Source organism: Desulfobacter latus (genome assembly GCF_013389365.1).
Taxonomy (GTDB): Bacteria; Desulfobacterota; Desulfobacteria; order Desulfobacterales; family Desulfobacteraceae; genus Desulfobacter; species Desulfobacter latus.
Genome location: NZ_JACADJ010000056.1, coordinates 16,922 through 27,805 on the forward strand (window position 1 = coordinate 16,922; position 10,884 = coordinate 27,805).

General features: G+C 47.5%; 8 protein-coding genes and 1 riboswitch. Of the genes, 4 read left to right on the plus strand and 4 right to left on the minus strand.

All coding sequences use genetic code 11. The features are described from left to right. Position 1 precedes the first annotated feature (1 nt). From HXW94_RS19895 to HXW94_RS13875, 4 genes are all read left to right on the plus strand, one after another. Entirely contained in the window at positions 2 to 262 is a 261-nt protein-coding gene (locus HXW94_RS19895; protein ID WP_281357845.1) for a nucleoside transporter C-terminal domain-containing protein, read from the plus strand. 37 nt (positions 263 to 299) lie between these two features. Beyond that, positions 300 to 419: a nucleoside transporter C-terminal domain-containing protein gene (locus HXW94_RS19900; protein WP_281357844.1), complete on the plus strand. Its 120-nt coding sequence runs from the start codon at positions 300 to 302 to the stop codon at positions 417 to 419. A gap of 220 nt (positions 420 to 639) precedes the next feature. Beyond that, on the plus strand, positions 640 to 1,599 hold the full coding sequence (locus HXW94_RS13870; protein ID WP_178367501.1) for an SPFH domain-containing protein: 960 nt from the start codon (positions 640 to 642) through the stop codon (positions 1,597 to 1,599). A 48-nt stretch (positions 1,600 to 1,647) separates the two neighbouring features. Further along, positions 1,648 to 4,965, plus strand: coding sequence for an AAA family ATPase (locus HXW94_RS13875; RefSeq protein ID WP_178367502.1), 3,318 nt, complete (start codon positions 1,648 to 1,650; stop codon positions 4,963 to 4,965). A gap of 61 nt (positions 4,966 to 5,026) precedes the next feature. On the opposite strand, the gene HXW94_RS13880 is transcribed toward HXW94_RS13875, so the two are convergent. The 4 genes from HXW94_RS13880 to HXW94_RS13895 all read right to left on the minus strand — a co-directional run. Then, complete coding sequence (locus HXW94_RS13880; protein ID WP_178367503.1) at positions 5,027 to 5,674, minus strand: TenA family protein; 648 nt, start codon at positions 5,672 to 5,674, stop codon at positions 5,027 to 5,029. Positions 5,675 to 5,701: 27 nt separating this feature from the next. After that, the gene (locus HXW94_RS13885; protein ID WP_178367504.1) at positions 5,702 to 6,409 is read right to left on the minus strand and encodes a class I SAM-dependent DNA methyltransferase; all 708 of its coding nucleotides are present in this window, start codon (positions 6,407 to 6,409) and stop codon (positions 5,702 to 5,704) included. A 59-nt stretch (positions 6,410 to 6,468) separates the two neighbouring features. After that, a riboswitch (TPP riboswitch) is annotated at positions 6,469 to 6,572 on the minus strand. After that, a complete protein-coding gene (locus tag HXW94_RS13890; protein ID WP_343054631.1) occupies positions 6,542 to 10,108 on the minus strand; it encodes an SDR family NAD(P)-dependent oxidoreductase in 3,567 nt (1,188 codons plus the stop codon). (Overlaps the previous riboswitch by 31 nt.) 44 nt (positions 10,109 to 10,152) lie before the next feature. Continuing rightward, positions 10,153 to 10,884: phosphopantetheine-binding protein (locus tag HXW94_RS13895; protein ID WP_246294030.1), on the minus strand; the 732-nt coding region annotated here is incomplete at its 5' end.

The window sequence follows — 10,884 nt, forward strand, 5'->3', positions numbered from 1 at the left end:
CATGATCATCGTTCTTGTGGCCATGGTGAGCCTGATCAATATGACACTTGGACTTATGCCGTTGTTGGAAGGGCAGCCGTTCACGCTGCAGCGGATTTTAGGCTGGATCATGGCACCTGCAACATGGCTGATGAGCATCCCCTGGTCCGAAGCCCCTGCCACCGGTACTCTGATGGGAACCAAAACAATTCTTAACGAATTCATCGCATATCTTGAGAGTATAGGAATTTCCATTTCCCAGCACCCAGCACCCAGTACCTAACAGCCCGCCCAAAGGGCGCTAATTTAATTTATCCCGTATGCCGGCAGGCGAAATCAGTGAACGCAGCCGCATCATTATCTCTTATGCCATGTGCGGTTTTGCAAACCCGGGGAGCCTGGGTATTATGACCGGCGCCGTTGCCGGGATATTTTTATAGTGTTTGAACGAAACATCATCCATCTGCGGCATTGTAGCTATGCAATTTTCATGAAATATTTTTTGACCACGAATAAATCTTAATGTATACTTTTTATATTCTTGAATTCCTTTATTAATCTGGTTTCTTTTTTACGTTCCAGGCTGACGGATAAGCAAAAGATTAACGCACTTAAAACCCAACGGCTATTAATCGCTAAATTAACGGCAAAGGAGCAGGTATGAAAGAGCAGCAATCTCAGATTTTTCTGCAGCGGGCGCGATTTTTCACCATAATGAGAAGAATCGCAATTTTACTGATCAGTCTTACCCTGATTTATTCTTTGGCCGCTGTGGTCTATTCCACCCAGGTGATCTACAAGGTCAAATTAAACTATGCTGTTATTCTTGAACAATTTGGCGGAAAAAGAGAGGCCGTCACCGATGTGGGCTGGCATTTCAGGCTTCCTTTCTTTACCCGGCTGGAAAAAGAGGTCCCCTTAATGAACCAGAACATTTACATTGGCGGTGCTGCTGAACCCATTAAAATTATCTCCCGGGAAAACGTAGCCCTGTGGACATCTGCCTTGATGACGTTCAGGATAAAAGATTTAAAAATTTGGGGCATTGAAAATTTGTCCCCTGAAATTTTGCTTCAGGGGGATTACGACGGAATTGCCAAGGATATTCTACAGGGCAAAGAGGTCAACAAGTTGATCTCGGAAAGGGAAGTTATAAAAGAAGAGATCTTTCATGCATTAAAAAATCGGCCGATCAATAAAAACGGTCCCACCCTTGAAGGAAAGTACGGCATTGAGGTGGTCAGTTTTGTTCTCAACGAAACAAGGTTCGGCGATAAGCTGGTGAAGGCCACGGAAGAGAAAAAACGGCGCCAGCTCATCGCAGAGGCAGACAACTATGCCGCCGACCAGGAAGCCCAGAGGATTACAAAACTTTACAAGGCCTATCTTAGCGGTATTAAGTCTCTCCATCTTGCATTAGGCGGCCGGGATGGCCAACAGGTCAACCCTGATCTGCTTGAATTTCTTTCCCAGCAAAAATGGGCCACCGCCTATGAAAAGAACGAATCAAATCAGAAAACCTTTGTACTCCACGGCGGCGGAAAGCCCCCTGCTGTCACCCTGCCTTTCCAGGCAGGCAGCAAAAAAGCCCAAGGCTCCGCTTCGTACACCGAAAAATAAGCCAAGGTTTCAATCGATTTAGACCGATATCCTGTAAAGGGGGAACAAATGGCCAAACGATATACAAAAGAAAAAAAATATATTGCCCTGCCTGAAGAGGCCATTAATAAAATTGAATCCATGGTGGAAACCTGGACCTACGACACCAAGGCCTTTGTCAGATCCCGGCTCAACCAGTACAAACCGCCCAATGCCTTGATTTCTTTGCTGAAAAATTTTTTCTTTTTTGTCTTTTTCATGAAAAGAAAAAAAAGGCGGATGAATGTCCTCAACAATCCCCAAATTCTCACAGACTGGAAAAAACGATTTTTATATTCAGGGGAAACCAATCCGGCTGCCTCCTGGAACAGGATCATTGAACAAGAACTTTCAAAGGCTGAATACCATTACCTTATCGCGGTTCTGGACAGAGAACTGACCGATCTTCATGTGCCTGTGGAATTAGAAAAAATATTTGAAAAAATTTACAGGGTTCATATCAGAAAAGAACACCTTGAAGATCCGGATGTGCCTAAAGCCCCCATCATGCTCATTGAAGGGACTTCGGGTTCGGGGAAAAGCGCTACGGCAAAAGAAGCGCTTGAAAAAGTGGTATTTAGAAACGAAGTGATTCCCATGGTGGACTGGCGAAAAAAGCGGGACGAAATTTTAGGGGGATACAGCCTGTTCACCCAGCTTGAAGATGTGGACCCTGAATTTGCCATGCAGATTGCAAAAAAGAAAAAAACCGACTTTTACCTGCGTCTGGCAAAAATCCCCATTCTTAAACGGATTTTTAGAAAACGGATCATGAATAACCTGACGGATTTTGAAGATTTAGGTATTTTAGTGGACATGTCCGTTATCACGCCCAATGATTACCAGACCGCCCTGTCAGGCGAACCGGGCAATTATTTTAAGCGGGCCATGGGTCACCCCAAGGTCACGTCAATCCGCCACATTGAAGAGGCCCATTCAGCATTTGGAAAATCCGGGTCCGGAACCGGAAGTGACGGCGTGGAAAAACAGCAAAGGACCCTGATTGATACCTCCAATATTATCCTGGATGAAATTATTGATGGAAGACGGGACTGCTTTATTATTGCCACCAGTGACCAGGCGCATCGGTTTGACACGGCCATTTACCGCAGGTTTGTTGAAAAAGGCGTGATCATCGACATTTCAAAATACTGGATGAACCCGGAAAATTTAAAAAAAATTATTATCCTTGAGACCCGGCGTTACCAGATTCCCACCAGATTTAAGCCGGATTCTGAACAACTGGATGATGCCGCAGATAAAATCTATGCCATTTTCCGGGAGAGAAGCCTGAAGATTACTCCGGCCTACGTGCGAAAGCTCATTGAATCGATCATCTCCATCCAGGGGGATTTTGTCCAGGCCTTTTTAGATGATACGGTCTTGATCCGCAGGGCATTCCAACTGGTGGCCAAAAATGTGTATGGCGAGCTTTACGATAAGGTGGTTGACCAGATGGATCGCAACGTGGACTGGGAGGCGTATGTGGGCGATATCAAGGATAAGTTCTCTGAGATGGCCAATAACTGTTTTCATTACGGCGTCAGCGAAGACAAGGGCGTGGTCCTCACAGGTCCGCCGGGATCGGGCAAAACCTATCTGGTCAGAACCTGGCTTTCCTCCAACAGCAATGTCCATGACATTGCAACAAGCCCCTCTGCGCTCCAGGATCCGTCAAGCCCAGTGCATGGCGCCGTATCCAACCTTGAAAAAGTGTATGATATTGCAAAAATGATCGCCCCCACGGTGATATTTTTTGACGAGGGAGATGCCCTTGCCCCCAAACGAAGCGCGACCGGCGGCCACCCTTCGGATGCCCTGACCAATAAATTTTTAAATATCATTGATGGTGAAATTCCTTTGAATAAGGTCTTTACCGTCTTAACCACCAATCGTCTGGATATCCTGGATCCTGCCCTGATCCGGTCTAAAAGGCTGAAAACCCTCGATATATCAGGGCATATGCGGCAAAAAGATGTTTTTGAAATAATTAAAAAGCAGTTTGAAAATGTGCCGCACCCCCGCCGGTTTGAGGTGGAAAAAATAATAGAAACAGCCCAGGGGATTTGCAATACCCCGGCAGATTACACCTCATTTACGGAAAAGGCCATTGCGCTTTGCAGCACCGAATTTAAAGTCTTGCGCAAACTGCGGGATCTCAAATCCTCAACCCGGGATGAAAAATATAATTTTGTTAAACTTAATTTTAAAACCGTGTTAGGGATACTTGATGCCCTTAAAGCCCCGCCCCTGATCAAATCCAAAATCAAAAACGACCTGAAAAATTTTGTAGAAGATTACGACAAGATTCTGGAAAATGTGGATCATATCACCCGGGAAGAAGATTATCCCATTGTTGTGGCCCACCTGGAATCCGCCAGAAGGGAAATTTCCCAAAGCCCGGTGCGCAAAGGATCCATCCAGCTTAACGAATTCTTAGAGACCGAGCTGAGCCAGGAACCCCAGGTCGGTTTTATTATTGGCGTAGGGGCCAATGAGATGAGCGGCATGCTATTGCCCATTGCCACCAGCCTGACGGGCAGGGTTGAAAACACTCCGATCATTGTCACCGGGGCCGTGGCCACGCCTTCGGCCGAGACCGCCCAGATGGATATGGCCGTAAAAATGACCAATCAGTCAGCCCAGGAGGCCCTGACCATGGTGAAAAACTATATCCAGAGCCTGTGCCCGGATATCAGCATCCCCTGGCTGTTCGGGGATTTCCTTCAGCGGTATTCCATTCACCACCAGCTGTTATCCGCATCCTACAACGTTGGCGGACCGTCTGCGGGCTATGCCCTGGCCCTGAACACCATGTCGGTTTTGCTTCAGATTCCCCTTTGCATTGACTTCGGCATCACCGGCGCCCCCTGGACCAAAGGGGTCACAAAGGACCAAATCGGCGGTTCAGTGATCATAGGTGGACACCGGAAAAAAACGGAAAAAGTGCTGTTGTATCTTCGGCGGATGTATATGCCGCTGCAGAATTATCAAGATCTTGAGCCTGAATTTCTTATCGGCTACTGGCAGCGTGACAAGGATATTATTGCCGTAACTCATTTTGCCGACCTTATGCCCGAGGTTCTGTTCCTGGATGAGGCCCATAATAAGATGCGCGAAGACTTAATTGAAAAGAGAATAAAATACAAGACGGAAAAATACTATGACGCTGAGTATACGTCTAATCTGAAAGAAGATATCGTCCAGGCCAAAAAAATTATGAGAAAACGGGCCGAACACGAAATTCTCAAACGGGTCAACGCCATCAGGTCCTATCTCCAGGACCCTGACCGGGAAAAATTTATTTCCCATGAAAAAATATTTAAAACTTATATTGAGATAAACTGACCGGAAGGAATCATGGGCCTAAGGCATCAAAATAAGTTAGGTAAAGTTAACAAAAATTTGGTCATCGAGTCATCGCTTCTTCAAAAAAATCAAGTTCATATTGTGTTGATTGCGTGAAGGCTTTCAACATTTCCTGAAGAAGTTCTTCAGCTGCCCCTGATGCCAGCCGCTCTACAATATCAATAAATTTTTGCGTGTATTGCTCGTACGCGTCACTGCGATAGGTGTCGATCCACATCTGGTATTCGTTGTCAGGTTCCGCAATGGTCAAGATGTGATTACCTACGCTGTTATACACCCAGAAACAAGGTAACAGTGCTGCAGCAGCAATAGCAAATACGGAATTTTCACTGTGGTTGAGCAGAAAGGACGTGTATTTCTCAATTGCAGGAGATTTTTCTTGAGCTTCCTCAATATCAAAATATGTCAGAAATTCATTGTGAAGTTTTTTTTCAATGTCCAGCCCATCTTTGGCTAACATTTGAAAGAATTGCTTTTCAGATTTGTTAGGCGCTTTTTCGGCGATCAAGTCCAAAGCCAGATTATCATCCTTGAGATAAAGGATATCCTGCGACAGGAAATGTGCAAAATTGTTTTTATCCAACGTGCCTTTTGCCAGTTGTACAACAAAGGGATGAGTAATGGTCTCCTCATAAATAGAAGCTATCGCATCCCACATCTTTTGAGTGTATTTTCCTGCCGCTTTCATTCTTTATCAGCCCTGATTCCGCGATTTTTATTTTTTGAAGGCACAAATGGCAACATAATCACCGCAGTCAAACCCCGGAATTGGTTGTTCTTCCATATTGTTTGAGTATAGCGGATGTTTAGTGAGCGTTTGTGCATAATCAAAATCTTGAAAACCGGCTGCTTTAAGCATCTCGACTTTTTCAGTGGTTGTACGCCAGTTGGCAACCTTTACAAATTCAATTGGATACGGGTCCCTTGGGTGAACGCCTTCCAACAATGGATGTTCCCATGTTTCGAGACTTTTTGCCAGGTTATACATGATTGCGTATGAACTTTCCTTAGGAACATCAATAACCACGATTTTACCTCTTTTTCTCAACGCCGTATAGGCTTTATGAAACACCGACTGCAGGTCATTGATATAGCTTGGTGTACCGTTGAATAGGATCGTATCGTATTGTTCTTCGCCCAGATCGGCGTCTTCCGCTGTGGTTACATCAACACTGATCCCGCGTTTACGGGCAATCTCAGCCATTCCCTCTGATGGTTCGAGACCGTACTGAATGGGAATGTTAAAATCTCTTTTCAAAATTGACTCAAAAAGACCACTTCCGCACCCTACAGAAAAGGTCTCACCCGCATCTTTCATAAAATAAGCGACCAGGTTCACCTCTGAATTTAACAGATTCATATTGTCAAAAAACCACGCATCATATGCTTGTGCAAATTCGTCAAAACTTCTTTTTTTATCCATGCAGACCTCCGAAGAAAAACCGTTATTATCAACCCGGTGCGACAGGGAGGCATTACATGAAGAGGTATGATCCACTTCCCTACGTCGGTATTACCCGCATCAGGTTCCAAGGGTCAGGAAAATTTTTCCTTCTCAGCTTTTGCAAGCTCCCCCAGCTAAATTCTGTTGTGTATTTATGCGCTGTAACCGGCAGATTGTCAATTTTTTTTCAATGGGCAGGGCCTGCAAAGCAAAACAAAAATTTTTCATTTCATATATACAGATGCCATCCACACACAGGCTGCCGTCAGCCGTTGCCTGGCAGCCCGTTTCATCCATGGTGCACGTACTTATATGGGCCTGGACAACAATGTTTGCGTTCGAGCGGATGATCTGTCCCCGGTATGTCCATTCATGTTCATGATTTTCAACAATTGCCGGTGCAAATTGTTCCGGGTCAAGATCGAATTTTTTGATCATGAAAAATCGGATTAACTGGAGGAATGATTCTATGCCTAACGATCCCGGACAGACCGGGTCCTGATAAAAATGGGCATGGAAGAACCACTCATCAGGGTCCACTTGTTTTTCGCCCTGGATCAGTCCCTGGCCGTGCAATCCGGCTTTGAAATCAAGAAATGTAATGTTGTCTATCATTCTCAAGGCTTTTCCGGGCATCCCCGTATTGGGACCGATATTTTGATCTTCCGGGGTTAAGGGCGCATGATCTTCAAGTACGATGTCTGATGGTCGGCTCTTTTTTTCAAGGGTTAAAAATGCCTCGGGGTCCCGGATTCCCACTTGTTTGGATAAGGCCTCAGCCGTAAAAAATCCAAAATTCGTGGTGCCTGTGTAAATGGATTCTCCCTTGTTCTGTACATCCATATCAAAATTCTGGATGATCATGCCGCCGGCCATGGAGACATCGGTCATCCTGACACGGATTTTTACGACCCCGGACGTTCGGGTCAGATTTTTGATCAGTTTGGCTTTTCCCCCAAGGTTTCTGAAGTGCAGGCGGTCTTCGCAGGTCAGGGCTGCGCCGCCATAGGCGGCAAGCCATCCACAGGGTTGAAGGGCCACTTCAAGAAGAATACAAAACGGCATGGTATCGCTATGGTTGGCTGCGAAATACCACGCATCTTTATCAATTTTGTAAGTGGTTTCTATCCATCCGCCGGGCGCGGTCTGCCAGGCCGGGTGGTCTATTTTTGTCACCGCGTCCATAAAAAAGTAGGGCGGTCTTGGCAGCCGTGCAATTTCACGCTCTTTATCAAAAACTTTATAGGGTTCGCCAAACGCCTCGGATGGATTGCCCTGGGCAAAGGCTAAAATCTTGTCCCGGTCAAACAGGGGCGTAGATTTAAATTTATCAAGCAATCCCGGGTCCATGATGGCTTCAAATCCCATCATGCTTGCAATGACTGTGTTGGTTTCATCAAAAAATGTAAAAGATCCTTTGATTTTGTGCGGATCCTGGTGATTGACGATAAATGATATCCGAACCGTTTGTCCGCTTTGCCTGGGAAAGGCGCGAAAAATTCGCAAATCGGCAAAGCTTGCGGGCAGGCAGACTTTTCCGCAATTATGGAAGGTCCACAAAATTGCCGCCTGGAAGGCCGCGTCCAGAACCATGGGGTCCATGGCCCATTGCCTTGCATGGGGCGTTTTATACCATGCGCGGATGTCCGGGGCTGTGGTGGTCATCACCTCAATGCCCTTGGGTGACACCCCGCAGATGTCGGAAATACATTGCAGTTCGCCGTCATGAAAAAGAATGGTGTCATAGGCCTGATCCATACTGATTTCCCAGGGGGCAAGGTCCATGGATGCTGATTTGGGTGAACCCGGTGGCTGGGGCCGCTTATCAGCCAGCAACACCTGGGCCCTGGCATGCTGGATCGTTAATCCGTTTTTTCCCGAAGAGGTAATACGACCCGGTGTAAAGAGTTGATGATCTATGGTGACGCACCGTCCAATATCCACCTGGACGTCGGTTTTGTCATTACCGGGCACAATCCCTTTGAGCAGTTGCACATTTTCCATTCCGGCAAATTGCAGACCCGGATTGTTTTTTTCGGCACCACAGGCCAGCAGATCCACCATTAAAGCCAGGGGAACAACCGGTGCATTATCAATTTGATGGTCTTCAATAATAGAACTGTCCCGGCTGCTGAAGGTTTGGGTTAAGGCTTTATTCATCGGAGAAGATGCTTCCGGCACGTCTGCAGAGATGCTGCCTCCCACAACGACCTCAACGCAGGATTTGTCGGCATTGCCCATTTCCGCCACCATCTGCCGTGCGCCTGCCTGGATGGGGATCAGTTCAATCCGGCGTTTTTCAAATTCCCGTTTCAGGGCGTCCGTGACCATACCGCCGTCCCAGGGACCCCAATTGATGGCGATTGCCCTGCAATGGGGCAGGGTGGATTGTTTGGCCCGGGCGATTTTATTGAGCACTTCGTTGGCCATGGCGTAGTCGCACTGGCCGGTATTTCCAAATCTTGCCGCAACCGACGAGAACAGAACCAGATACTTCAGTTGGTCTTGATCCACTGAAGAAAGAAGCGCAAAAAGTCCGTTGATTTTGGTTTCAAACACATTTTTGAACTGGTCGGGTGTTTTTTCACAGATCAATTTGTCTTCAAGGACACCGGCCCCATGAATCAACGCGGTCACAGGACCTAACTGCCGGGTCACCTTTTCCATGGTCGCCTTGACAAGGTCTTTATCCCGGATGTCTACGCAAAAGTAGGTAACCTCATTGCCCCATTTTCGTATATGTTCCAGATTGGCTTTAATGTCCCGGTTTGAGGCAAAACGCCGATATTCAGCTTCCACCCGGGCGGGGGTGGGTTTTTCGTTTTCAAAACCATTGGCAAAAACGGCTTTTTTCATTTGGGCGGGTGTATCCATGCCTTTGAGCCATGACGGTTCGTCAAAGGGGGGTTTAGATCTGCCCAAAAGGGCAATTTTCGCCCGGCATTGCCCGGCAAGGGCAATGGCACACGCGGCAGTAACGCCCCTGGCACCGCCGGAAATCACCACAACATCGGAGTTGTCCAGGTTAATTTCCACAGGCTCGCCCACAGGCTTGGATACAAGTTCGGGAATGTAACATTGCGTACGGTCAAGCCCCATTTCCACGGCACCCCGGGTCATCATCAGACCGACAGCGGCTTCAGCGTTTTCTTTTATGGCTTTTGGATCAAACGGCAGGTCAAGGGCCCGGCACAGGACCGGTTTCCATTCAAGGGCGGCGGTTTTGGCAAGGCCTGCCATGCCGCCGTAAACAGGGCTGATTTGTGTTTCAAAATGTTTAAACCCAAAGCCGCCGCCCAGAAAGCTGATACAGGTCATAAAGCTGCCGCCTTCCTGGGCATTTGCTGTCAGGTAGGGTCCGTTTTTTGATGCCATGCTGAACGCCGTTAAAAGAAACTGACTTGCCGCGGCGTCGTCCCCGGGTTCACAAAAGGCGTCCGGTATAAGGACAAGCCCTGCTGCATCGGGCAGATCCGGAATGTTCTCCGGGGTGGCATCGATAATCTGCACGGCTAAGTTAAGTTTTTTAAACTCTTTTTCAAATGCCGTGGCAATGCCTGCCCGATCCCTTGTCAGATAAATGGTTTTATCTGCAGGAATGTGGATTTTTGACCCATTATAGAAACGGACCTGATCGGTGGGTGAGGCAGTCAGCTCGACCTCCTGCCTGTCAAGCACCTTTAATGTTTTTTCTTCGGCCTGGTCGGCCTGGTTTTGGTCGCTTACCGGGTCATGCGAAGTTTTTTTTTAGAGGTTTCTTTGGAAACCGTTGTTTGTTCAGGCGTTAAGTAATTTATGATATCAGCTATGGTTTTTAAGCTGCCCATGTCATCCGGCGATAATGTGCTGGATTCGGGTTGCTCCTGTTCAAGTCGTGATAGAATTTCAACCCGTTTGATGGAGTCAATGCCAAGATCGGATTCAAGGTTCATCCCGGGTTCGAGCATCTCCTGGGGGAACCCGGTGAGTTCACTGATAATGTTGACCAGAATGCCGAGGGTATCTTGGTCCGGCTGGTTGTTTTGGGGCGTGCTTTGCCGATTGGCAACGGGGGCTGCTGTTGGTTCCGGTGCCGGGGCGGTTTCCTTTCCCTGGTCTGTTTCAACCGCTGTACAGATATCGCCAAGGGTTTTGACGGAACCCAGGCGCTGGGCTGATAGGTCTTCACTGTCAGGGAATGCTTTTTCAAGTTCTGAAATGATCTCAACCTTTTTAATGGAATCAACGCCAAGGTCTGATTCAATATTCATTTCAGGTTCCAACATCTCCACCGGGAAGCCTGTTAAACGGCTGACAATCTCAAACAGGATATTTTTAACTTCCGGGGCCGGGGCCGCTGCAGCCGGCGGAGCCGGTGACGCCGGTGCTGTTGACGGCTGGGGTTGCCGGGCCGGGGAGGGCGCCGGCTTTGATATCGTCTGCTGAATTGGTGGTGCCGGGACCGGCTCTGACAC